General features: G+C 65.3%; 22 protein-coding genes and 1 pseudogene. 8 read left to right on the top strand and 15 right to left on the bottom strand.

The window, feature by feature from the left end:
* From GPL20_RS39230 to GPL20_RS35770, 11 genes and pseudogenes are all read right to left on the bottom strand, one after another.
* Positions 1 to 226: pseudogene (locus GPL20_RS39230) on the bottom strand (OmpA family protein); the annotation flags it as partial.
* Positions 227 to 394: 168 nt separating this feature from the next.
* The gene (locus GPL20_RS39805; protein ID WP_167533348.1) at positions 395 to 655 is read right to left on the bottom strand and encodes a hypothetical protein; all 261 of its coding nucleotides are present in this window, start codon (positions 653 to 655) and stop codon (positions 395 to 397) included.
* Between the two features lie 83 nt (positions 656 to 738).
* Complete coding sequence (locus GPL20_RS35730; RefSeq protein ID WP_157336937.1) at positions 739 to 1,125, bottom strand: VOC family protein; 387 nt, start codon at positions 1,123 to 1,125, stop codon at positions 739 to 741.
* A 24-nt stretch (positions 1,126 to 1,149) separates the two neighbouring features.
* The gene (locus tag GPL20_RS35735) at positions 1,150 to 1,974 is read right to left on the bottom strand and encodes an FkbM family methyltransferase (protein WP_167533349.1); all 825 of its coding nucleotides are present in this window, start codon (positions 1,972 to 1,974) and stop codon (positions 1,150 to 1,152) included.
* 253 nt (positions 1,975 to 2,227) lie between these two features.
* Entirely contained in the window at positions 2,228 to 4,186 is a 1,959-nt protein-coding gene (locus GPL20_RS35740) for an ABC transporter ATP-binding protein/permease (protein WP_157336941.1), read from the bottom strand.
* Positions 4,187 to 4,239: 53 nt separating this feature from the next.
* The gene (locus GPL20_RS35745; protein WP_347340054.1) at positions 4,240 to 6,396 is read right to left on the bottom strand and encodes a hybrid sensor histidine kinase/response regulator; all 2,157 of its coding nucleotides are present in this window, start codon (positions 6,394 to 6,396) and stop codon (positions 4,240 to 4,242) included.
* Between the two features lie 187 nt (positions 6,397 to 6,583).
* On the bottom strand, positions 6,584 to 7,366 hold the full coding sequence (locus GPL20_RS35750) for a succinate dehydrogenase iron-sulfur subunit (RefSeq protein WP_100236830.1): 783 nt from the start codon (positions 7,364 to 7,366) through the stop codon (positions 6,584 to 6,586).
* A gap of 110 nt (positions 7,367 to 7,476) precedes the next feature.
* A complete protein-coding gene (gene sdhA / locus GPL20_RS35755) occupies positions 7,477 to 9,312 on the bottom strand; it encodes a succinate dehydrogenase flavoprotein subunit (protein WP_157336945.1) in 1,836 nt (611 codons plus the stop codon).
* A 3-nt stretch (positions 9,313 to 9,315) separates the two neighbouring features.
* Positions 9,316 to 9,720, bottom strand: a complete 405-nt coding sequence (sdhD, locus tag GPL20_RS35760) for a succinate dehydrogenase, hydrophobic membrane anchor protein (protein ID WP_157336947.1) — start codon at positions 9,718 to 9,720, stop codon at positions 9,316 to 9,318.
* Positions 9,717 to 10,115: a succinate dehydrogenase, cytochrome b556 subunit gene (gene sdhC / locus GPL20_RS35765; protein ID WP_157336949.1), complete on the bottom strand. Its 399-nt coding sequence runs from the start codon at positions 10,113 to 10,115 to the stop codon at positions 9,717 to 9,719. Before sdhC ends, sdhD begins: the two co-directional genes overlap by 4 nt.
* A gap of 405 nt (positions 10,116 to 10,520) precedes the next feature.
* Positions 10,521 to 11,435 carry a LysR family transcriptional regulator gene (locus GPL20_RS35770; protein ID WP_167533350.1) on the bottom strand — a complete coding sequence of 305 codons (915 nt, stop codon included), beginning with the start codon at positions 11,433 to 11,435 and terminating at the stop codon, positions 10,521 to 10,523.
* Positions 11,436 to 11,603: 168 nt separating this feature from the next.
* Here GPL20_RS35770 and GPL20_RS35775 point away from each other — a divergent pair, with 168 nt between their 5' ends.
* Positions 11,604 to 12,461 (top strand): sulfite exporter TauE/SafE family protein, encoded by an 858-nt coding sequence (locus GPL20_RS35775; protein WP_157336952.1) that lies wholly within the window; start codon positions 11,604 to 11,606, stop codon positions 12,459 to 12,461.
* A 121-nt stretch (positions 12,462 to 12,582) separates the two neighbouring features.
* Here GPL20_RS35775 and GPL20_RS35780 read toward each other — a convergent pair whose 3' ends face one another.
* Positions 12,583 to 14,112: a malonate--CoA ligase gene (locus tag GPL20_RS35780; protein ID WP_157336955.1), complete on the bottom strand. Its 1,530-nt coding sequence runs from the start codon at positions 14,110 to 14,112 to the stop codon at positions 12,583 to 12,585.
* Between the two features lie 100 nt (positions 14,113 to 14,212).
* Here GPL20_RS35780 and GPL20_RS35785 point away from each other — a divergent pair, with 100 nt between their 5' ends.
* The 4 genes from GPL20_RS35785 (at position 14,213) to GPL20_RS35800 (ending at position 17,442) form a co-directional block, all read left to right on the top strand.
* Entirely contained in the window at positions 14,213 to 14,974 is a 762-nt protein-coding gene (locus GPL20_RS35785; protein WP_157336957.1) for an SDR family oxidoreductase, read from the top strand.
* A gap of 306 nt (positions 14,975 to 15,280) precedes the next feature.
* Complete coding sequence (locus tag GPL20_RS35790) at positions 15,281 to 15,835, top strand: fasciclin domain-containing protein (protein WP_157336959.1); 555 nt, start codon at positions 15,281 to 15,283, stop codon at positions 15,833 to 15,835.
* Between the two features lie 183 nt (positions 15,836 to 16,018).
* Positions 16,019 to 16,648 carry a cytochrome b/b6 domain-containing protein gene (locus tag GPL20_RS35795; protein ID WP_157336961.1) on the top strand — a complete coding sequence of 210 codons (630 nt, stop codon included), beginning with the start codon at positions 16,019 to 16,021 and terminating at the stop codon, positions 16,646 to 16,648.
* A gap of 11 nt (positions 16,649 to 16,659) precedes the next feature.
* Entirely contained in the window at positions 16,660 to 17,442 is a 783-nt protein-coding gene (locus tag GPL20_RS35800; protein WP_157336963.1) for a molybdopterin-binding protein, read from the top strand.
* 53 nt (positions 17,443 to 17,495) lie between these two features.
* Here GPL20_RS35800 and GPL20_RS35805 read toward each other — a convergent pair whose 3' ends face one another.
* Positions 17,496 to 18,704 (bottom strand): YbfB/YjiJ family MFS transporter, encoded by a 1,209-nt coding sequence (locus GPL20_RS35805; protein WP_157336965.1) that lies wholly within the window; start codon positions 18,702 to 18,704, stop codon positions 17,496 to 17,498.
* A 217-nt stretch (positions 18,705 to 18,921) separates the two neighbouring features.
* On the opposite strand from GPL20_RS35805, the gene leuB reads away from it, so the two are divergent.
* Together leuB and GPL20_RS35815 are read left to right on the top strand one after the other, a co-directional pair.
* Complete coding sequence (gene leuB, locus GPL20_RS35810) at positions 18,922 to 20,034, top strand: 3-isopropylmalate dehydrogenase (protein ID WP_157336967.1); 1,113 nt, start codon at positions 18,922 to 18,924, stop codon at positions 20,032 to 20,034.
* Positions 20,035 to 20,178: 144 nt separating this feature from the next.
* Complete coding sequence (locus GPL20_RS35815; protein ID WP_157336969.1) at positions 20,179 to 20,820, top strand: DapH/DapD/GlmU-related protein; 642 nt, start codon at positions 20,179 to 20,181, stop codon at positions 20,818 to 20,820.
* Between the two features lie 246 nt (positions 20,821 to 21,066).
* On the opposite strand, the gene GPL20_RS35820 is transcribed toward GPL20_RS35815, so the two are convergent.
* Positions 21,067 to 21,450 carry a hypothetical protein gene (locus GPL20_RS35820; RefSeq protein ID WP_157336971.1) on the bottom strand — a complete coding sequence of 128 codons (384 nt, stop codon included), beginning with the start codon at positions 21,448 to 21,450 and terminating at the stop codon, positions 21,067 to 21,069.
* Positions 21,451 to 21,605: 155 nt separating this feature from the next.
* Positions 21,606 to 22,394 (bottom strand): hypothetical protein, encoded by a 789-nt coding sequence (locus GPL20_RS35825; protein WP_157336973.1) that lies wholly within the window; start codon positions 22,392 to 22,394, stop codon positions 21,606 to 21,608.
* A 116-nt stretch (positions 22,395 to 22,510) separates the two neighbouring features.
* Here GPL20_RS35825 and GPL20_RS35830 point away from each other — a divergent pair, with 116 nt between their 5' ends.
* Positions 22,511 to 23,545, top strand: coding sequence for an aspartate-semialdehyde dehydrogenase (locus GPL20_RS35830; protein ID WP_157336983.1), 1,035 nt, complete (start codon positions 22,511 to 22,513; stop codon positions 23,543 to 23,545).
* Positions 23,546 to 23,570 lie beyond the last annotated feature (25 nt).

A 23,570-nucleotide genomic window follows, 5' to 3' on the forward strand; every position in this document is an offset into this window, starting at 1 on the left:
GTGCAGCCGCGGGCGGCGGTGCGGCCGGGCGCGCGGGTGCCGCAGGCGGCGCGGCCGCTGGCGGTCCCTTCGGTGGCTGCTTCGGTTTTCCGTCAGGCCCCGTCTCTTGTGGCTGGGCCTGCGCGACCACGAGCGGCGTCGCGTCTTGAGCATGCGATGCGGAGCTTGCCAATTGCATCGCGGTCAAGGCCGTCGTCGCAAGCAGCACGAAACGAAGGTTGGTCATGTGGTGAACTTCCCCGGAAGGTTCTTTGACGAAGTGTTGGGATGAACAGCTACGCGTTAGGCCGCATTGTGGCGGGCAACATGGTCGCGACCCGATTTATTTCTGCACGCAAATCACTTCACTATGACGACGTTCATTGCGCATTCAGACGCTGGTTGCAATCGCCGATCATGTGATGGTTCGCCTCATGTGTGATCCTGCGGCGAAACCTGCATCGGTTGCGGGATTCGGCGTGAGTGGACCGTTCGGTCCGCGTCGTGGAATCTCTTCGGGAACGTGCGGCGGCAATTCATCCGGCTGCGCTGGTGCGTCGGGCTCGCGCACTGGAGGCGCGATATCGGGCTGCGGATTGCCCGGTGGAATCCCCGGCGGGGGCTCGGTCGGAGTCCCCGGCGTCGCCGGCGGAATCTCGGGCGGTTCGATCGGCATCAGTATCATCGAGATCAGTTGTCCAGAGGACGACAACGACGATGCCGTGCCGATGTTCCCTGTGCGTCGTGTCGGAACTCGCCTTATTCCGGTGCGTGGCAGACGGCCTCGATGTTGTGTCCGTCAGGATCGAGCACGAACGCGCCGTAATAGTTCGCATGATAATGCGGGCGGATGCCGGGCGGGCCATTGTCGCGTCCGCCCGCCGCAATCGCGGCCTTGTAGAACGCGTCCACCGTGGCGCGGTCCTTGGCGTGAATGGCGACGTGCACCGGCTTGTTCATCGCGCCTTCGCCGCCGATCCAGAAGTCCGGCTTGCCGTCGGCGCCAAAGCCCGCGGCCGCCGCGTGCCCGGTCTGCTCTGCCGTCACCTCCATGATCAGGGCGTAGCCGAGCGGCGCCAGCGCCTTGGTGTAGAACGTCTTGGCGCGCTCATAGTCGGAGACCGAGAATCCCATGTGATCGATCATCGCCACCTCCGTTGTTCGTCGTTGTTACCGCGAAAGGAACGTGTTGCTCCGCGTCCTGCGCGCAACCGCAAAGCCGCGCGCGACCATGTCAGCAATACAATCCTCGCGCCATTCGTTTTGTGACAGATGCTCGATCACCACCGCGCGCGGCCACAGCGATTGCGGCGCGTCGCGGAAGAAGCCGATCAGCACGCGGTCCTCGAAGCCCTCGACGTCGATCTTGAGCGAGTCGATCCTGGCGACGCCGGCCTCGTCGAGAATGCGCGTCAGCCGTAGCGACGGCACCTTGATCGCATCGGCGCTCGCCGGGCCGCTGACAACATGGGTGGCGCCGAGATTGCCGCCGCCGGTCTCGATCATCAGCTCACCGTCGCTGTCGCCGGCGGCCGCTTGCACCAGGCGCACCTGCGTCGCGTTCGATGCGGCGTGGTTGAACGCGAGTCGTGCGAAGGTGACGGGATGCGGCTCGATCGCCACCACCTTGCCTTTGGTGCCGACCTGCCGCGCCATCACCAGTGCAAAGGTCCCGACATTGGCGCCGACATCGACGAACACACCGCCGGCGGGCGTGTGCTGGCGCAGAAAGTCGAGCTCGTCGAGATTGTAGTCGGGATTGAACAGCGCGCCGCGTTCGGTCGCGCTGCCCTGGTGATAGAAGCGAAACGACGCGCCCTGATACTGGACGTCGACGGGGCCGCCGCGCAGCAGGTTAACCAGTCGCGACATCCACGGCCGGAACGCGCCGCGCTTCAGCCCCGACCGGGTCGCGAGGCGAATGATCGCGGCCTGCGCCGCATTCGGCGCATATGCGCCGAACGGCGCGGACGAAGGGGCGTTGTCGGGCGTCAAACCAAAGGTCCTCGTTGCAGGCGGCGCATGCATAGCCGGTTTTGCCGGGGACTCCAACGGGCTCCACTACAGATGTCGTCCCGGGGCGCGAAGCTCTCTCTTTCGTCGTCCCGGACAAGCGCAGCGCAGATCCGGGACCCATACCCACAGGGAGCAATTTGACGAAGACTCGGAGTGGGCGTCTCTCGCGACAACTCCTCCCCGTGGGTATGGGTCCCGGGCTCGCTTCGCGCCCCGGGACGACGGAGCAAGATCACGCCGCCTTCTTCGGCGTGGCCTTGCGCTGGCGCAGGAAGCGGCCGAGCAGCTTGCGTCTGCCCTTGCGCGGGATCAGGTCGACGTCGCTGACGAGCTTGGCGCCGCCCTTGCGGCGCTCCAGCACGATCTTGCGGCTGTGGAAGGCCTCCAGCTCGGCGCGGTGCGCGACGCTGACGATGGTCGCCCTCGGCAGCTCGTCGGTGACCATCTGCATCATCTTGTCCTGGCTCTTCTCGTCGAGCGCCGAGGTCGCCTCATCGAGCACGACGATGTCGGGACTGTGCAGCAGCAGCCGCGCGAAGGCGAGGCGCTGCTTCTCGCCGCCGGACAGCGTCTGGTCCCACGGTCCCTCCTCCTCGATCTTCTCCTTGAGATGATCGAGCCCGACCTTGTGCAGGGCTTTGCCGATCTCTTCCTCGGTCCAGTTCTCGGCAGCGCCGGGATAGGCGACGGCGCGGCGCAGCGACCCGGAGGGCACGTAGGGCCGCTGCGGCAGCATGAACAGACGCCGGTCGGGATGGAAATTGACGCTGCCGCCACCCCATGGCCACAGACCCGCGATGGCACGCACCAGCGTGCTCTTGCCGGTGCCGGATTCGCCCGCCACGAGCAGCCGCTCGCCGGGCTCGATCACCACCTCGGTCTCGCCGACGACCGCGGTGCCGTCGTCGAGCGTGACCGAGAGGTCTCTCAGTTCCAGCATGGCCTCGGTCCTGGTCTCGCCGCGCTTGATGCGGCCAAGACCCTCACCTTGCTCGGCGCGTTCGAGACCGTCGAGCGACATCATCAGCGAGGCGATGCGGCGCGCGCAGGCGTTCCAGTCGGCCAGCCGCGGATAATTGTCGACCAGCCAGCCGAAGGCGCTCTGCACGATGGTGAAGGCGGAGGCCGCCTGCATCACCTGTCCCAGCGTCATGCTGCCGTCGAGGAATTTCGGCGCGCAAAGCAAGAGCGGCACGACCGGTGCGACGAGATTCGATCCGTGCGACACCAGCGTGGTGCGCATGTGCTGGCCGGCGAGCCGCGCCCATTGCCGCAACACCTGCGTGAAGTTGCGGTCGATGCCGTCGCGTTCCTCCTCTTCGCCGCCGAGCAGCGCGATGCTCTCGCCGTTCTCGCGCACGCGCGTCAGCGTATAACGCAAATCGGCCTCGGCCTGGTTCTTGTCCTCGGACACCTGCACGAAGCGCCGGCCGATCACCACGATCGAGCTGGACGCGATTGCGGCGTAGAGGACCGCTGCGATCACGAGGAAGCCGGGAATGGTGATGGCCGAGCCGCCCAGCGTAAGCGTGAGTGCGCCGCCAATGGTCCAGAGCACGACGATGAAGGTCGCCGCCGACAGCAGCGCCGAGGTGACGCCGGCGAGGAAATCGACCGGCGAGTCGGTCGCGATGCGCAAATCCTCAGCGATCCGGTATTCGGGATTCTCATGGTCGCCGCCGACGAGGTTGAGCTGGTAGTAGCGGCCGTTCGCGAGCCAGCGCGTCAGCACGCTGCTCGTCAGCCAGGCCCGCCAGCGCCGCTGGATGCCCATGCGTGCGAACACCTGCACCACGCCGAGGACGATGCTCCCGATCGCGAGCGGGAAGAACACCGCCGTGAGATGGAAGACACTGGCCGCATCGCGCTTCTCGAGCGCGTCGAAGATCGCGCGATTCCAGACATTGATGCCGTACTGGAAGCTGACGGTCAGGACGATCAGCACGCCGAGGCCGAGCGAGAACGGCCAGGCGAGGCGGTCGCCGTGGCGGCCCCAGAAGCCGCGGGCGCTGATCCAGAAGCGGGTGAGAAGATAATCCTTGCGGGCCTGCTCGGCTTCCTCGGGCGTGAGCTCCGGGTCGGGCTCGAGCAATTCCGGTGGCGGTGGCGCGACCTCGTCGCCGGTTTCGCCGGTGATTTCGACGATGGGCGCCTTCGCGCCCTGTTCGCGCTGTGCGGCCGGCTTCTGCATGAGAAGGCAACGCCAAGGAAATCAACCGGTTCCCGGCGGTTCCCGGGCGCCGGTCACTCGGCGGCGCCGTCGCGCACGCGGTGCAGCCGTGCCGCCTTGTGAAGGACGCGCGACAATTCCTCGATGGAGTAGGGCTTCTGCACGAGGTCGAAGCCCACGACGCCCTCCTGGGACAGTGCCTCGCTGTAGCCGCTGGTCAACACCACCGGCACGCCGACGCCGCGATCACGGATCGCCTTGGCGAGATCGAGCCCGGTCATCCCAGGCATCACCACGTCCGAGAACACGACGTCGAAACGATCGGCGTCAGCGATCAGCTCGGTGAAGGCGTCGCTGGCGTTGTCCACCAGCGTGATGCTGTAGCCGAGCTCGGTGAGGCCGTCGGCGGCGAAATTTGCGAGCTCGATATTGTCCTCGACCAGCAGCACCGACATGCCGCTGCCGGTCACGGCGGGCGCCGTGTTCGGCGCCTGCCGCTGCGGCAGCTGCTCCGACGGTACACGCGGCAAATAGAGCGAGAAGGTGCTGCCTTGCCCCACCTCGCTGGTGCCCGTCACCTCTCCGCCGGATTGCCGGGCGAAGCCGAACACCTGGGACAGGCCGAGGCCGGTACCCTGGCCGACCTGCTTGGTAGTGAAGAACGGCTCGAAGATGCGCCCGAGTTGAGCGGCAGGAATGCCGACGCCGGTGTCGCCGACGGCGACGCGGACGAAGCCGTGGTTGCCTGTAAGGTCACGGCTGCCCGAGACGGGGGCCAGCATGTCCGGAGCGCTCGTCACGGCCTCGACCTCGAAGGTGATCCTGCCCTTGCCTTGCATGGCATCGCGCGCATTGGTCGCCATGTTGATCAGGGCCGTCTCGAACTGGCTGGCATCGGCGCTGACGAGGCAGGGCTCCGCCGGCAGATGCATGGTGATCTCGATGGCGGGTCCGAGCAGCGTCGCGAGCATGTCGTGCAGCGACTGTATGCGCTGGCCGACGTCGAACACCTCCGGCTTCAGGGTCTGGCGCCGCGCGAAGGCGAGGAGCTGGGAGGTCAGCTTGGCGGCGCGTGCGACCGCATCTGCGATGGCCGTGATGTAGCGCTGCCGCCGCTCCTCCGTCAGTTGCGGCCGGTTCAACAGGTCGACCGAGGCGCGGATCACCGTCAGCAGATTGTTGAAGTCGTGCGCGACGCCGCCGGTGAGCTGCCCGAGCGCTTCGAGGCGCTGGCTGTGCTTGAGCGCCTCCTCGGCCTCGCGCCGCGCTGCGGCCTCGGCCTGGAGATGCTGGGTGCGGCGGAATGCGAAGGCAAGCAGCAGGAACAGGAGCGCGGTGGCGGGAATGCCGAACACCAGATGCTGGCCCATGGTCGCGAACCAGCGCGCCCGGATCGCAGAGGTCTCGAGGCCGGCGCTGACATAGACCGGATACTCGGCGATGCGCTTGTAGCCGATGCGCCGCTCGATCCCGTCCGACGGCCAGGCGATGGTCATCAGGCCACGCTCGGGGTGAGCTGCGATGTTCTGGCCGACCGGTCCGCCCGGATCGAGTCGGAGGTCCCGTTCGAGCCGCGGGTATTGCGCGAGCAGCACGCCATCGGCGCGTCCCATCGCGAAGAAGCTGCCGGGATCGGAGCCGATCCTGGCGTAGAAGCTCTCGAAATATTCCGGCAGGACGGAGGCCTGGATCACGCCGACGAAGCTGCCGTCGTTGGAATCGCGACGACGGCTCATGCTGAAGAAGCGCGCGCCCTGATAGGGCGGACGTGGCGTCAGGGGCATGCCGATGAACGTGCCGATGGCCTGGTCGATATGGGCGTAGAAATAGTCGCGGTCCGTAAACCTCAGCTCCGGCGGCGGCGAGGCGAGGCTGTTGACCAGCGCTTTTCCATCCGCATCGAAGATCCAGGCCGATTTGAGCTGCGGCAGCGAATCGGTCAGCCGCTTCAGGCGGCGATGCAAGGCCGGCTCGCGCGAGACGACGGTGTCGTCGGGAAGTCCGCGCACGACCTCGTTGAGCTCGGCAAGGCAGCGGTCGATGGTCTCGAACACCTTGAGCGCGTGCTCATGCGCGACATCAAGCGTGCGCTCGATCTCCCGATCGGCGATGTCCTTGGTCGATGTGTAGGAAATGGTGGAGGCGATGACGAACAGCGCAATGGGCAGCGCCAGGGATGCAGCCATCATCCACTGCAAGAGTCTCAGTGAATTGCGTTGCGCTCCCTGCACGGCTCCGGTCCCTGACCGGAGCTTAGCTGAATTTCCCGCTCGGAAGGAAGCCGCTTTGTGTCGATAACCGGAGGTTGTATTTTACCAAGTTCGCGCGTGACGCGTGGTGGAGGCAAATTCCGCCAGGGCCGGCCGCGGCGGTGGAGTGCCCCGGCCATTCGGGCCGGGGATCGCAGCGCGAATGGGTCTAGATCTGGCGCTCGACCATCTTGAGCTTGAGCTCGGCGATGGCTTCCGCCGGGTTGAGGCCCTTCGGGCAGGCCTTGGCGCAGTTCATGATGGTGTGGCAGCGATAGAGGCGGAACGGGTCCTCGAGATTGTCGAGCCGCTCGCCCGTGGCTTCGTCGCGCGAATCCGACACCCAGCGATTGGCCTGGAGCAGCGCGGCGGGACCGAGATAGCGCTCGCTGTTCCACCAATAGCTTGGGCACGAGGTCGAGCAGCAGGCGCAGAGGATACACTCGTAGAGACCGTCGAGCTTCTCGCGGTCCTCGTGGCTCTGGCGCCATTCCTTCTGCGGCGTCGGCGAGGTCGTCTTCAGCCACGGCTCGACCGAGGCGTACTGCGCGTAGAAATTGGTGAGGTCGGGGACGAGGTCCTTGACGACCGGCTGGTGCGGCAGCGGATTGATCTTGACCGCGCCGTCCTTCACGTCGTGCATCGAGCGGGTGCAGGCCAGCGTGTTCTGGCCGTCGATGTTCATGGCGCAGGAGCCGCAGACCCCTTCACGGCAGGAGCGGCGGAAGGTCAGCGACGGGTCGATGTGGTTCTTGATCCAGATCAGGCCGTCCAGCACCATCGGACCGCAATCATTGGTGTCGACGTAATAGGTGTCGACGCTCGGATTCTTGCCGTCATCCGGATTCCAGCGATAGACCTTGAACTCGCGCAGCTCGGTCGCGCCCGCGGGCTTCGGCCAGGTCTTGCCGCCGGTGATCTTGGAGTTCTTCGGAAGTGCGAATTCAACCATTGCTCTAACCTTTCGTCATTCCGGGATGGTCCGAAGGACCAGACCCGGAATCTCGAGATTCCGGGCTCGATGCTGCGCATCGCCCCGGAATGACGAGCTACCGTTGTTTCTCAATACACGCGCGCCTTCGGCGGGATGTACTGCACGTCGTTGGTCATGGTGTAGTTATGAACCGGGCGGTACTCGATCTTGACCTTGCCGGAATCGTCCAGCCAGGCCAGCGTGTGCTTCATCCAGTTCTTGTCGTCGCGCTCGGAATAGTCCTCGCGGGCATGGGCGCCGCGGCTCTCGGTGCGGTTGGCGGCCGAGTTCATCGTCACCACCGCCTGCGAGATCAGATTGTCGAACTCCAGCGTCTCGACGAGATCCGAATTCCACACCAGCGAGCGATCGGAGACGGCGATGTCGGTGATGCCGCTGTGGACCTTCTCGATCAGGTTCTGGCCTTCGCTCAGGACTTCGCCGGTGCGGAACACCGCGCAATTGTTCTGCATCACGTGCTGCATGCCCTCGCGCAGCTTCGCGGTCGGCGTGCCGCCGGAGGCGTAGCGGTAATGGTCGAGGCGGCCGAGCGCGAGCTCGGCCGAGTTCGCCGGCAGCTCGGGCTGCTTGCCGTTGGGCGTGAGCTTCTCGGCGAGGCGGAGCGCGGCGGCGCGGCCGAACACGACGAGGTCGATCAGCGAGTTGGAGCCGAGGCGGTTGGCGCCGTGCACGGAGACGCAGGCGGCTTCGCCGATCGCCATCAGGCCGGGGATGATGGCGTTGTCGTCGCCATCCTTCTTGGTCAGCACCTCGCCGTGATAGTTCGTGGGGATGCCGCCCATGTTGTAGTGCACCGTCGGCACGATCGGGATCGGCTCGCGCGTCACATCGACATTGGCGAAGATCTTGGCGGATTCGGAGATGCCCGGCAGGCGCTCGGCCAGCACGGCGGGATCGAGATGGTCGAGATGCAGGAAGATGTGGTCCTTCTTCTTGCCGACGCCGCGCCCCTCGCGGATCTCGATGGTCATCGCGCGCGAGACGACGTCGCGCGAGGCGAGATCCTTCGCGGAGGGCGCATAACGCTCCATGAAGCGCTCGCCCTCGGAATTGACGAGATAGCCGCCTTCGCCGCGCGCGCCCTCGGTGACGAGACAGCCCGAACCGTAGATGCCGGTCGGGTGGAACTGCACGAACTCCATGTCCTGCATCGGCAGGCCGGCGCGCAGCACCATGCCGCCGCCGTCGCCGGTGCAGGTGTGCGCGGAGGTGCAGGAGGCATAGGCGCGGCCGTAGCCGCCGGTCGCCAGAATCGTGGTCTGGGCGCGGAAACGGTGCAGCGTGCCGTCGTCGAGCTTGAGCGCGATCACGCCGCGGCAGGTGCCCTGGTCGTCCATGATCAGGTCGATGGCGAAGAACTCGATGAAGAACTCGGCCGCATGACGCAGCGACTGCCCGTACATCGTGTGCAGCATGGCGTGGCCGGTGCGATCGGCGGCGGCGCAGGTGCGCTGCGCCTGGCTCTTGCCGAACTCGGTGGTCATGCCGCCGAACGGGCGCTGATAGATCTTGCCGTCCTCGGTGCGCGAGAACGGCACGCCCCAATGCTCGAGCTCGTAGACCGCGTCGGGTGCGTTGCGCACCATGTATTCGATCGCGTCCTGGTCGCCGAGCCAGTCCGACCCCTTCACGGTGTCGTACATGTGCCAGCGCCAGTCGTCCTTGTGCATGTTGCCGAGCGAGGCCGAGATGCCGCCCTGCGCCGCGACGGTGTGCGAGCGGGTCGGAAACACCTTGGTGATGCAGGCGGTGCGAAGCCCGGCTTCGCTGCAGCCGACCACGGCGCGCAGACCCGCGCCGCCGGCGCCGACCACGACGACGTCATAGGTGTGGTCTTCGATCGGGTAGGCTTTGCCGTTGGTGGCGGGAGCGCCGTCGCCCTTGCCATTCGTCGCTGTGGCCATGGCTTACACTCCGGATGACAGTTTGAGGATCGCGTAGATGGATGCGAGCGCCACGGCGATCGAGAAGAAATTGTTGAGCATCATCGACACGAGCTTCAGCTTCTCGTTGTGGACGTAGTCGTTGATCACCTCCTGCATGCCGATCTTCATGTGCCAGGCGCTGGCGATGATGAAGAGCAGCATGATCACCGCGATCGGCAGCGAGCCGAGGATCTGCGCGGCGCCGGCCTGATTGCGGCCGAGCAGCATCATGATGATCACCAGCACGGGGATCATCAGCAGGGTCATCGCAACGGCGGTGAGGCGCTGGCGCCAGAAATCGGACGTGCCCGAATGCGCGGCGCCGAGATTGCGGACGCGGCCGAGCGGGGTACGCATGCTGCGCTTCGGCGTATCGGTCGCGCTCATCGTCCACCTCCGATTGCGTAGGCGATGATCCAGATCAGCACCGTCAACACGATGCCGCCGATCAGCGCGCCCCAGGTCAGCGCTTCGCGCTCATTGGCCTTGAAGCCAAAGCCGAGGTCCCACACGAAATGCCGGATGCCGCTCAACATATGGTGCATCAGCGCCCAGGTGTAGCCGAACACAATCAGCCGGCCGATGATGCTGCCGGTGAAGGCCTGGACATTGGCATAGGCGGCCGGGCCGGAGGCCGCCGCGATCAGCCACCAGGCCAACAGCAGGGTTCCGACGTAAAGGGCGATACCGGTGGCGCGGTGGAGGATGGACAGCGCCATCGTCAGCGTCCAGCGGTAGGTTTGGATGTGTGGTGAAAGCGGTCGTTCGATCCGTGCGGTCATGGGCTTTGATGTGTTATTGCGGCCCAGCAGGGGGCGCGTGGGGATCGCGAAAGGTCGGCTCTATTTACGGAGTCGATTTGGCCTGCGCAATCACCAAATCGCCATAAATCGAACGGCCGTTCAGCTCTAGAGCCTTGATGAAACAAGGCCAATCAGGGTCTTGGTATACCAGCGCGACGGTCCGCCAACAAAGAAAAGAATATAAATTCATTCTTTTCGGCGCTGCCGAGGTTTATTGAAATTACTGTTGGAACGCCTCTAAAGCCGTCCGGGGTATCGACAGTTCGAACCAGTGCGTTCATGCCGGACCGGATCACCGTTCCGATCGCCGAGGCAGCCGCGGACTCCCCGCGCTCATCGATCCTGCGGAGGGCGGCGGATATGCATGCGCTGCATCCCGCCCCGCTACAGCGATGATCGGCCGAGCGGATCGCTCCTGCGCCAGCGTTCGACCAGGAAATCGATGAAGGCCCGCGTCTTCGCGGAGCCCAGGCGCGACGGCTGATAGAGCGCATGAAGCGGCGCAGGCGCCGGCTCGTGCGCGCGCAACAGGCGCCGCAGGCGTCCCTCGGCAAGCTGCCGTTCCACCTGCCATGACGGCACCCGAATGATTCCGGCGCCGGCCTCTGCCGCGGTGGCGAGCGCATCGAGACTGTTGACCCAGAGTCGCCCGGAGATGCGGATCCGCGAACCCGTCTTCGCGTCGGGGCCGAACCGCCACGTCGCAATGCCGGGCGCGTCGGAGAAGATCAGGCAATCATGCTGTGCCAGGTCGGACGGGACCTGCGGTTCGCCGCGACGCGCGAGGTAGTCCGGCGAGGCGCAGTGGATCATCTGCACCTCGGCGAGCTTTCGCGCCACGAGTTGCGAATCAGCGATCCGTCCGACGCGCAGCACCAGATGGATGTCTTCCTCGATCAGGTCGACGTGGCGATCGACCAGCAGCAGCTCGACGGTCAGCGACGGAAAGGTCGCCAGGAAATCGCCCAGCAGCGGGGCGATCAGCATACGTCCCATCAACGACGGTGAACTGACCCGCAGGCGCCCGGTCGGCTCACGCCGGCTCCCCGCCAGCGCCTCCTCGATCTCCCTGATTTCACCGAGGATCGATTTGGCCCGCTCATAGAGGATGCGCCCGTCATCCGTGAGTGCCAGTTGCCGGGTCGTGCGCACCAGCAGGCGCGTGCCGAAATGCTGCTCCAGCGCCGAGATCTGCCGGCTCACCGAGGTCAGCGAGCTCGGCAATGACCGCGCCGCCGCGGACAGGCTGCCGGCGTCCACGGCCCGGACAAAGGTCGCCATCGCCGCGAGCTGGTCCATCGGCATCCTTCCGTAATCCGCAAGGTATTCTGCCGCGGAGCGCGGAGATAGTGTCAAAAATCGGAAGGGGCTAACATTCCGGAAACCCAGGCAGCCCGGGATTTCCGCCATGCCCACCACTGTCCCCATGAGATTCATCCACCGGCGATCGACCAGGCAGAGACATCGATGAGCGGCCTTGCACTCTCCGACATCGTCGAGCTTGCGTTGCTGCTGATCGCGGTCGGCGCACTCTCCGGCTTTCTCGCCGGCGCATTCGGCATCGGCGGCGGCGCGATTCTCGTGCCGGTTTTCTACGAGTGCTTCCGCATCGCCGGCGTGCCGCTCGAGGTGCGCATGCCGCTTTGCGTCGGCACCTCGCTCGCCGTGATCATCCCGACCTCGATCCGTTCGTTCCAGGCGCATTACAGGCGCGGCGCCGTCGACACGTCGATCCTGCGGATGTGGTGGCTTCCGATCGTGATCGGCGTCGTCGCCGGCAGCGTGGTCGCGCGCTACGCGCCGGAGCGACTGTTCAAGATCGTGTTCGTCTGTGTCGCCTGGTCAGCGGCGGTGCGGCTGATCCTCGCGCGCGAAGGCTGGAAGTTCGGCGAGGATCTGCCGAATGGCTTGTTGATGCGCGTCTACGGTTTCTGCGTCGGCATCCTCTCGACGCTGATGGGTATCGGCGGCGGACTGTTCTCGAATCTGCTGATGACCTTCTACGGCCGGCCGATCCACCAGGCGGTCGCGACCTCATCGGCACTCGCGGTGCTGATCTCGATCCCCGGCGCGCTCGGCTACATCTATGCGGGCTGGCCGGCCGCGGCGAATTATCCCGCCGTCGCAGCGCTGCAAGTCCCGTTTGCGCTGGGTTACGTCTCGCTGATCGGCGCCGTGCTGGTGATGCCGATGAGCCTCGTCACCGCGCCGTTGGGTGTGAGAGCCGCGCACGCGATGTCGAAGCGCACGCTGGAGACAGCGTTCGGCTGCTATCTGTTCATCGTCGGCAGCCGGTTTGTGCTGAGCCTGGTGGGCGGGCAGTAACCGCCACGAACTCCGTCATTGCGAGCGCAGCGAAGCAATCCAGAATCCCACTGCGGCGACAGTCTGGATTGCTTCGTCGCAAGGGCTCCTCGCAATGACGGCGAAGAAGTAGGGCACCCCCTTACTTCTTCGCGTAGATATCCTTGTACGTATCGCGCAGCACGTTCTTCTGCACCTTGCCCATGGTGTTGCGCGGCAGTTCGTCGACGACGAAGACGCGCTTGGGCATCTTGAATTTTGCGAGCCGACCGTCGAGCGCCTTGAGGACCGCGGCTTCGGTGACATCGGCGCCCTTGCTGCAGACCAGCACCGCGGTGACGCCTTCGCCGAAATCGGCATGTGGCACGCCGATCACGGCGGATTCGACCACGCCCGGCATGGCATCGATCTCGCTCTCGATCTCCTTGGGGTAGACGTTGAAGCCGCCGGAGATCACGAGGTCCTTGCCGCGGCCGAGGATGTGGACGTAGCCCTTGCCGTCGATCTTGCCGAGGTCGCCGGTGATGAAGAAGCCGTCGGGCCGGAACTCGGCCTTGGTCTTCTCCGGCATACGCCAGTAGCCCTTGAACACGTTCGGGCCCTTCACCTCGATCATGCCGATCTCCTCGCGCGGCAGCTCCTTGCCGGTGTCGGGGTCGGTCACACGCACGGCGACGCCGGGCAGCGGGAAGCCGACCGCGCCGGGCACGCGCTCGCCGTCATAGGGGTTCGACGTGTTCATGTTGGTCTCGGTCATGCCGTAGCGCTCGAGCACGGCGTGCCCGGTGCGGGCCGACCATTCGCGATGGGTTTCGGCGAGCAATGGCGCCGAGCCCGAGATGAACAGCCGCATGTGCCTGGTCGTCTCGTGCGACAGCGCGGGATTTTGCAAGAGGCGCGTGTAGAAGGTCGGCACACCCATCAGCACCGTGGCGCGCGCCATCAGCTTGATCATGAGGTCCGGGTCGAGCTTTGGCAGGAAGATCATCGAGGCACGGGCGAACAGCGTCACGTTGGTCGCAACGAACAGGCCGTGGGTGTGGTAGATCGGCAGCGCGTGGATCAAGACGTCCTTGTCGGTGAAGCGCCAGTAGCCGACGAGGCTCAGCGAGTTCGACGCCAGATTGTCGTGCGTGAGCATCGCGCCTTTGGAGCGGCCGGTGGTGCCCGAGGTGTAGAGGATCGCGGCGAGATCGTCGCCGGCGCGCGTCACGGTGGTGAACTCGCTGCTCGCCTTGTCGGCGGCCTCGGTCAACGAGCCCTTGCCGTCGGGTCCGAGCGTCTCGACCTTCGCCTTCACCTTGGCGGCGATCGGGGCGAGGCCTTCGGCCTTGGAAGGATCGCAGACCACCAGCGACGGCTCGGCATCGCCGATGAAGTAGTCGAGCTCGTTCAGCGTGTAGGCGGTGTTGAGCGGCAGATAGACCGCGCCGGCCCGCACCGTGGCGAGATACAGCACGATGTTGGCGACGGATTTCTCCACCTGCACCGCGACGCGGTCCCCCGGCTTCACCCCGCGCGCGACCAGCACATTCGCCATCTGCCCGGCCCGCGCGATCAGGTCGCCATAGCTGATACGGGCGCCGTCATGCGTCTCGATCGCGAGGCGCTTGGGATCGTCCAGGCTATCGAACAGGCGGGAAAACAGGTTGGCGTTGGCTGGTTGGTTCATGCAAGATTTCCTCGACCGCAAGGCTTGTAGGACAAGGCCGGTCAAAACCGAGGGCTGGATTAGCAAAAACCGCCCCGATGAAGCAACGGAGACAGTTTGCATGACCAAAGGTGGGAAACGCGTGGCCTGGGTTACGGGCGGAGGCAGCGGAATCGGGGAGGCCGGCGCCGAGGCGCTCGCGGCCGACGGCTGGACGGTGGTGGTCTCGGGCCGGCGCCAGTCAGCCTTGGGTGCCGTGGTTGCCAAGATCACCAAGGCCGGCGGGACGGCCGGGGCCATCGCGCTGGACGTGTCCAACGCGGCCGAGGCCCAGAAGGCCGCCGATCAGATCGTCGCGACGCACGGCCGCATCGACCTCCTGGTCAACAATGCCGGCATCAACATCCCCAGGCGGAGCTGGAAGGATATGGAACTGGAGGGCTGGGACAAGCTGGTCCAGGTCAATCTCAACGGCGTGCTCTATTGCATGCGCGCGGTGCTGCCGACGATGCGCAAGCAGCAGGATGGCTCCATCATCAATGTCTCGTCCTGGGCCGGCCGCCACGTCTCGAAGATGCCGGGCCCCGCCTACACCACCACCAAGCACGCGGTGCTGGCGCTGACGCACTCCTTCAACATGGACGAATGCATCAACGGCCTGCGTGCCTGCTGCCTGATGCCGGGCGAAGTCGCGACGCCGATCCTGAAGCTGCGCCCGGTGGTGCCGAGCGAGGAGGAGCAGGCCAGGATGCTGCAATCGGAAGATCTGGGCCGCACCATCGCCTTCATCGCGAGCATGCCGGCGCGCGTCTGCATCAACGAGCTCCTGATCAGCCCGACGCACAACCGCGGCTTCATCCAGGCGCCGCAGAGCAGGGATTGAGGAGGGGCGGAGCCGCGAACTCGTCATTGCGAGCGAAGCGAAGCAATCCAGAAATGCATCCACGGAGACAGGCTGGATTGCTTCGTCGCAAGCGCTCCTCGCAATGACGGCGGAGCCGAGACACGAACTCCCTCTCCCATAGTTTCACGCATCACAAAGAATTTTTGTCCGAAACCACCCCGCAAACCCTCCCGTAGTTCGGCCAACGACGGCGCTGCTGCTTCACGCCAAACGGTTGCAGACGCCGTTGTTGCCCCAACTCAACGCCGGCCATTGCCGGTCACAAGCCAATCGGGAGACTTTTCCATGTCGAAGCGTATTGCCTATCTCGCTGCCGCCGCCTTCAGCGCCCTCGCCATCACCGCCACCGTCGTCGCGCCTGTCAGCGCCGAGGAGAAGACCGTCATGGTCGGCGGCGCCGCGATGTTCCCGTCCAAGAACATCGTCCAGAACGCGGTCAACTCGAAGGACCACACCACGCTGGTCGCGGCCGTGAAGGCGGCCGGCCTCGTGCCGACGCTGGAAAGCAAGGGTCCGTTCACGGTGTTCGCGCCGACCAACGCCGCCTTCGGCAAGCTGCCGGCCGGCACCGTCGACAATCTGGTCAAGCCCGAGAACAAGGCGACCCTGACCAAGATCCTGACCTACCATGTCGTGCCCGGCAAGCTCGGGGCCTCCGACCTCACCGACGGCAAGAAGATGAAGACCGCCGAAGGCGAGGAGCTCACGGTCAAGAAGATGGACGGCAAGACCTGGATCGTCGATGCCAAGGGCGGCACCTCGATGGTGACGATCAGCAACGTCAACCAGTCGAACGGCGTCATCCATGTGGTCGATACCGTGCTGATGCCGGCGACCTGACACCGCGCAGGCCTGTTTCATCCCCAAAACAGCCTGCCTCGAGACGGCGAGCCGGGGCCCCCGGCTCGCTTTATTGTGACCATGATACCCTGCGGGCATCAATTCGATGTCGTGCGAAGGCGTAACGAAACCGGAAGCACCGGCGTATAATTGTCGACAGACGACGTTCAGGACGGAACCATCATGGCGAGCCTCACAGTCACCGACGAGCAGGTCAGGGCCACCCCGGCCAAAGTGATCCAGCCGGCCTGGGTCCGGATCACGCACTGGATCAACGCGCTTGCCATGATCCTGATGATCCTGTCGGGCTGGCAGATCTACAACGCCTCGCCGCTGTTCGGCTTCAGCTTTCCGCGCGAATATACGCTGGGTGGTTGGCTCGGCGGCGGTTTGCTCTGGCACTTTGCGGCGATGTGGCTCTTGATGATCAACGGCCTCGTTTATCTCATCACCGGTTTCGCCACCGGCCGCTTTCGCAGGAAGCTGCTGCCGATCACCGCGTCCGGGGTGCTCCACGATGTCAGGGCGGCGCTCACCTTCAGGCTCGGCCATGACGATCTCACCGTCTACAATTACGTGCAGCGCCTGCTCTATGCCGGCATCATCGTGGTCGGCGTGCTGATCGTGCTCTCCGGCCTTGGAATGTGGAAACCGGTGCAGCTCTACTATCTGGTGATGCTGTTCGGCGACTATCCGACCGCGCGCTATGTCCACTTCTTCTGCATGGCCGCGATCTGCGCGTTCCTCGTCATTCACGTCCTGCTCGCGCTGCTGGTGCCGAAGAGCCTGCGCGCGATGATCATCGGACGTTAAGGGAGCAAGTCATGGCCAAGCGCTCATTCCTGATCCCCGGCGTCGACAAGCGGCTGCTGATCAAGGACTCCATCAAGGCGATGCCGGATCCCTGCCGCCGCCGCTTCATCGCGGGCGGCGCCAGCCTCGGGGCGCTGACGCTGCTCACCGGCTGCGACGTGATCGATTCGTCCTCGGCCGAAACCATGCTGGCGAAGGTCTCGAAGTTCAACGACGCGGTGCAGGCCTGGATGTTCAATCCCGACGCGCTGGCGCCGACCTTTCCCGAGAGCGCGATCACCAAACCGTTCCCGTTCAACGCCTATTACGATCTCGACGACGCGCCCGAGATCGCGGCTGCGGACTGGAAGCTGGAGGTGCGCGGCCTCGTCGACAACAAGAAGTCCTGGACGCTGGACGAGCTCTATCAATTGCCGCAGGTGACGCAGATCACCCGCCACATCTGCGTCGAGGGCTGGAGCGCGATCGGCAGCTGGACCGGCACGCCGCTGCGCGATTTCCTCAGGCTGATCGGCGCCGACACGCGCGCCCAATATGTCTGGTTCCAGTGTGCCGACAAGGACGGCTACAATTCGCCGCTCGACATGCGCAGCGCGCTGCATCCGCAGACCCAGATGACGTTCAAGTTCGCCAACGACATCCTGCCGCGTGCCTACGGCTTCCCGATGAAGATCCGTGTCCCGACCAAGCTTGGCTTCAAGAACCCGAAATACGTCGTCTCGATGGAAGTCACCAACGACTACAAGGGCGGCTATTGGGAAGACCAGGGGTACAATTCGTTCAGCGGGAGTTGAGAGGGCGAATAGCGAATGGGGGGTAGCGAATAGGGAAGCAGCGAAGCCGCTCGCTATTCGCTATTCGCCATTCGCCCTTCTGGCCCCACCTTCCTCTGGCACAACGCCGCGACCGCCCCGAGCGCCAGCAGTGCCGCCGAGACATTCAGCGCGTAACTCAAGCTCCCCAGCGCATCCGTGATCGCGCCGACGACGATCGGCCCCAGCGTCTGGCCGACGCCGAACGAGATCGTCATCGCCGCGATCGCGGTCGGCCACATCTGCGGCGGATAGTTGAAGCGCACGAAGGCGGTGGTCGAGCCGACCACGGCGAAGAAGGCGACGCCGAACACCACTGCGGAGACGGCGAGCCATGCCGGCGAATGTCCGAGCATCGGCAGGGCCGCACCTAACGCGTTGGTGCCGAGGATGATGGCGGTGGCAAGTCCGCCGCGGTCGAGCGCCAGCACGCCGCGCCAGGCCCAGGGTGTGACGAAGGCGCTGAGGCCGATCAGGCTCCAGAACGCCGCCTGCGCCGCGGCCCCGCCGCCGCCGTCGCGCACATAGGCGATCATGAAGGTCATGTAGGCGATGTAGCCGGCGCCGAACAGGAAGTAGCCGGCGAGATAGATCAGCACGGGAAGGATCGCGAAGGCGGCATGACTGCCTTCCGAGAAGCGTGCGCCGCTCTCGATGCGGATCAGGAATAGCGGAATTGTCATCGCGACGGACAGCAGCGTCAGCGCCCACCACACCACCCACCACGAGCCTGGCCCGAAATATTGCAGCGTGAACGGGGCAATCAGCCCCGAGGCGAGAATGCCGATGCCGGGCCCGGCATAGAACAGGCTCAGCAGGAAATTGGCCCGCTCCGGGCGCGACTGGGCAATGGTCGCCGCCAGCGCGCCGCCGGCGACGAAGCCGGCCGCGGCCCCTAAGCCCAGCACGAGACGCGCGAGACTGAGCGCAATGAAATTGCCGGTCAGCGCGCAGGTGGCGAGCGCGGCGACGCAGGCCAGGGTTCCGCCGCGGATCGCCGCCGCCCAGCCGACACGCTGGATCAGGCGGGATGCGACCAGCGCGCCCGCGAGATAGCCGACGGCGTTGATCGTGTTCATGAAACCGGCCGCCGAGTAGGACCAGCCGAGATCTTCCCGCATGTCCGGCAGCACCAGCGCATAGGCAAAACGGCCGATGCCGAGCCCGACCGTCGCCGCCAGCGACAGGGTCAGGATCAGCCGCGCGGGGCGCGCGTCGGATGGGGGGCGGTCAGGGGCGTGCAAGGGGTACTCCGGCGGCTGGAGTGTGGCAGGCCCCGCCGGCTTTGCACAGCCGCGGCGCGGCAATGGTGTCTTGCCAAGCGCGCAACGCCGCTCTAGCACTCCGGCCGAATTCATCCCCGCTCGTCATGCCCGGGCCTGACCCGGGCATCCATCTTCAAGAACGCTGGATTGCCGGGTCAAGCCCGGCGATGATGAGAAAAAACTGAGGACACGACCCATGGCGACCCACAAACTGCTGCTGCTCCCCGGCGACGGTATCGGCCCCGAGGTGATGGGCGAGGTGAAGCGGCTGATCGACTGGCTCAACGCGGCCGGGATCGCCAAATTCGAGACCGACACCGGCCTCGTCGGCGGCGCGGCCTATGACGCGCACAAGGTGTCGATCTCCGAGGGCGACATGGTGAAGGCAAAAGACGCCGACGCCGTGATCTTCGGCGCGGTCGGCGGCCCGAAGTGGGATGCGGTGCCCTACGAGGTGCGCCCGGAAGCCGGCCTGCTCCGCCTGCGCAAGGATCTCGCCCTGTTCGCCAACCTCCGCCCGGCCGTGTGCTACCCGGCACTGGCGGACGCTTCGAGCCTGAAGCGCGAGGCGGTCGAAGGCCTCGACATCGTCATCGTGCGCGAGCTCACCGGCGGCGTCTATTTCGGCGAGCCCAAGACCATCACCGATCTCGGCAACGGCCAGAAGCGCGCCATCGATACCCAGGTCTACGACACCTATGAGATCGAGCGCATCGGTCGCGTCGCCTTCGAGCTTGCGAAGAAGCGCAAGAACAAGGTGACGTCGATGGAGAAGCGCAACGTCATGAAGTCGGGCGTGCTCTGGAACGAGGTCATGACCCAGGTCCACAAGCGCGAATATCCCGACGTCACGCTCGAACATCAGCTCGCGGATTCCGGCGGCATGATGCTGGTGAAGTGGCCGAAGCAGTTCGACGTCATCGTCACCGACAATCTGTTCGGCGACATGCTGTCGGACATCGCGGCGATGCTCACCGGATCGCTCGGCATGCTGCCCTCGGCCTCGCTCGGCGAGGTCGATGTGAAGAGCAAGAAGCGCAAGGCGCTGTACGAGCCCGTGCACGGCTCGGCGCCCGATATCGCCGGCAAGGGCCTCGCCAATCCGATCGCGATGATCTCGTCCTTCGGCATGGCGCTGCGCTACTCCTTCGACATGGGCGCGCTCGCCGACAAGGTCGACGCCGCCATCGCCGCGGTGCTCGCGAGCGGCCTGCGTACCGCCGACATCAAGTCGGAGGGCACCACCGCCGCCTCGACGACGCAGATGGGCGAAGCGATCCTGAAGGAATTGCAGAAGCTGCACGCCTGACGGTAAGAGTCGTAGCCCGGATGAGCGCCGCGACATCCGGGACTTTGCCCGCAGTGTTCCCGGGTATCGCGGAGCCTGTCATCGGGCGGCGCGTCGCGCCGACCCGTTGGCTCACCCGGGCTACGCGCTCATCGGAGCCGGTTCATGGATGCGCCCCGCCCCAAGATCGCGGAAACGATCATCCATGAGACGGTGCGGCTGCGCGAGGCGCAGATCGGGCGGCGCTGCGAAGTCCTCGCCAACACGCGCATCGAATATGCCTCGCTCGGCGACTATTCCTATCTCGGCGAGAATTGCGAGGTCGCCGATGCCGCGATCGGCAAGTTTACGGCCATCGCCAATTCGGTGCGGATCGGCGCGCCGAACCATCCGATGGGCCGGCCGTCCCAGCATCGCTTCACCTATTGCCCGGAATATTACGCGGCGACGGCAACGCGTGACCGCGACTTCTTCGCGGACCGCCGCGGCGACCGGGTGATCGTCGGCAATGATGTCTGGATCGGCCACGCCGCCATCCTGCTGCCGGGCGTGCGCGTCGGCGACGGCGCGGTGATCGCCGCGGGCGCGGTCGTCAGCCGCGATGTCGAGCCCTACACCATCGTCGGCGGCGTTCCCGCGCGCCCGATCCGCAAGCGCTTTGACGGTTCCGTTGCAGACAGCCTGCGCCGCATCGCCTGGTGGGATTGGCCGGATGAGATCATCTTCGAGCGCCTCGGCGATTTCCGCTCCGAGGCGATCGAAGAGTTTTGCAAACGGTACGACCCGGCGTATGGCGCCGTAGCGTAACCTCAGCCGTCTTTGCGAGGAGCCCGCGACAAAATTGCGAAGCAATTTTGCGCTGGCGACGAAGCAATCCAGAATCTTTCCGCGGGGAGATTCTGGATTGCTTCGCGGAGCCTGTCATCGGGCCGCGCTTCGCGCGGACCCGTTGGCTCGCAATGACGTGGAGAGGCAGGAGTGGCCTGCGGCATCTCACTAAAAAAATGGCCGGGCGCGAGCCCGGCCATTTTGATTCGGATAGCCGCTTCCGGCTCAGTACAGCGGGAAGTTCTGCGGATAGCCGCCGACATCGGCCGGCGTCGAGAGCGGCTGGCGATCGATCGGGCGGTTGAGGTTTTCGCGGGCGAAGGACGGATAGCCCACGGCCGGCGGGAAGGCGTAGTCGGTGAACTTGCGGTCGCCCGGATTGACCTCGGTGCCGCCGTCGAGCCAGGAGCGCTTGCTCACATAGATGCGGGTACGACCCTGCTGATAGACCGCGTTGGGACCGCTCGGGCCGTAATAGGGGCGGCCGCGATCGTCATACCGCTTGGTCTTGGTGTCGGCCGAAGCCGGCGTCGCGAAGGCCACGGCAATCGCGGCGCCCGCCGCAAGCCAGGTCGCCAGTTTGTTCGCCGCAGAGAATTTCGAGCTCATCACGTCCCCTTCAGGCGGCAAGCCGCCAGTCGATTTCACCCCATACTAGCGCGGCCGGGGCGGCTGCAACTAGGTCAATTGGGTCACACCAGATGGGAATAATCGTGCGCGCTGGCAAAAGTTGCATGAATACCAGCCACTTGACCTTGATGAGCTCAAAGCGCTCCGCGCAATTGCGCGTTCGCGGCGCCCAGCAGCCAGTCCGACGAGTCGCGGGGCTCGCAACCCCTGCGCTTCAGCTCCGCACGGGCGAACAATTCGGCCAGCTTCGGCTCGTTGCCCGAGGCCAAGAGCGTCAGCTGGTTCAGCGTGCAGGCGATCGCCGCGCGCTGGGCGGGCAGGGTGTCGCCCTGGCAGGAGAAGCCGGAGATCTGGAGCGCCGGCTCCTCGCTGCGCTTGAGGTAGCCGAGGCAGGATGGCGTCCCCTTGTCCGTGCCGGTCGGCCGGAACAGGGCGACGGGGCCGAATTTGGTGTCGATCAGGCCGGCCTGCTCGAGCGTGGTGGTCGCGCCCAGGCCCATCTGGACTGCCAGGTCCGCTGTCGCCGGACGGGCCACGTCGAATTCGCCGCCCTCCCGGTAAATCTCGAGCTCGGCCACGGGCCTGTCAGCCTCGCGCGCCCAGCGCATCACGTCCCTGCGGCCGCCTTCGGGATGCCGAAGGATGATGTAAGATGCTGTTTTCTCGGATGAATCGAGCCGGCTGAGGGCGAAGGCCGGGTGCGAACGGTCGGCCACGCTCCAGCCCGGCTTGTCCGCCGGCGCATCGTCGCGCAAGTCTGGCAGCCGGCCGAGCGCGGCGAGGGCCAGGATGGCAAACAGAGCGAGCGCCCCCACATAGGCGAACAGGCGCGCCAGCGTGCCGACGACCTCGTCGGCCAAGGCTGCAAGCGCCAGATGGACTTGAGTGGGGGGTGCGGCCGTGCTGGCCTCAGGCGACTGCATCCACGGCCTTCTGGCATGGTCGAACGTTGTCTTGGGGCCGGTTCTCGCATAGAAGCGCTGCTCTTCCTGTTTAAGCGTCAGCTTCGGGAACGGGCTTTTTCATCGGAGAGTGAACGATGGGTTACAAAGTCGCAGTAGTCGGCGCGACCGGCAATGTCGGACGGGAAATGCTCAACATCCTCGATGAGCGCAAATTCCCCGCGGACGAGGTCGTGGCCCTGGCGTCGCGCCGCAGCGTCGGCGTCGAGGTCTCCTATGGCGACCGCACCCTGAAGGTCAAAGCGCTCGAGCATTACGACTTCTCCGACGTCGACATCTGCCTGATGTCGGCCGGCGGCTCGGTGTCGAAGGAATGGTCGCCGCAGATCGGCGCCGCCGGCGCCGTCGTGATCGACAATTCCTCCGCCTGGCGCATGGATCCGGACGTGCCGCTGATCGTGCCGGAAGTGAACGCGGCTGCGACCGAAGGCTTCAAGAAGAAGAACATCATCGCCAACCCGAACTGCTCGACCGCGCAGCTCGTGGTCGCGCTCAAGCCCCTGCACGACAAGGCGACGATCAAGCGCGTCGTGGTCTCGACCTATCAATCCGTGTCGGGCGCCGGCAAGGACGCGATGGACGAACTGTTCTCGCAGACCAAGGCCGTCTACACCAATGACGAGCTGGTCGCGAAGAAATTCCCCAAGCGCATCGCCTTCAACGTCATCCCCCACATCGACGTCTTCATGGAAGACGGCTTCACCAAGGAAGAGTGGAAGATGATGGCGGAGACCAAGAAGATCCTTGATCCCAAGATCAAGCTCACCGCCACCTGCGTGCGCGTGCCGGTGTTCGTCGGCCATTCCGAGGCCGTCAACATCGAGTTCGAGAATCCGATCACCGCGGATGAAGCGCGCGAGATCCTGCGCAAGGCGCCCGGCTGCCTCGTCATCGACAAGCAGGAGCCCGGCGGCTACGCCACGCCGTATGAAGCGGCCGGCGAGGACGCCACCTATATCAGCCGCATCCGCGAGGACGCGACGGTGGAGAACGGTCTGGCGCTGTGGTGCGTGTCCGACAATCTTCGCAAGGGCGCCGCGCTCAACGCGATCCAGATCGCGGAAGTCCTGATCAACCGCAAGCTGATCACCGCGAAGAAGAAGGCGGCGTAAGCGGTGAATGGTGAGTGGCGAATAG

The organism is Bradyrhizobium cajani (assembly GCF_009759665.1).
Taxonomy (GTDB): Bacteria; Pseudomonadota; Alphaproteobacteria; order Rhizobiales; family Xanthobacteraceae; genus Bradyrhizobium; species Bradyrhizobium cajani.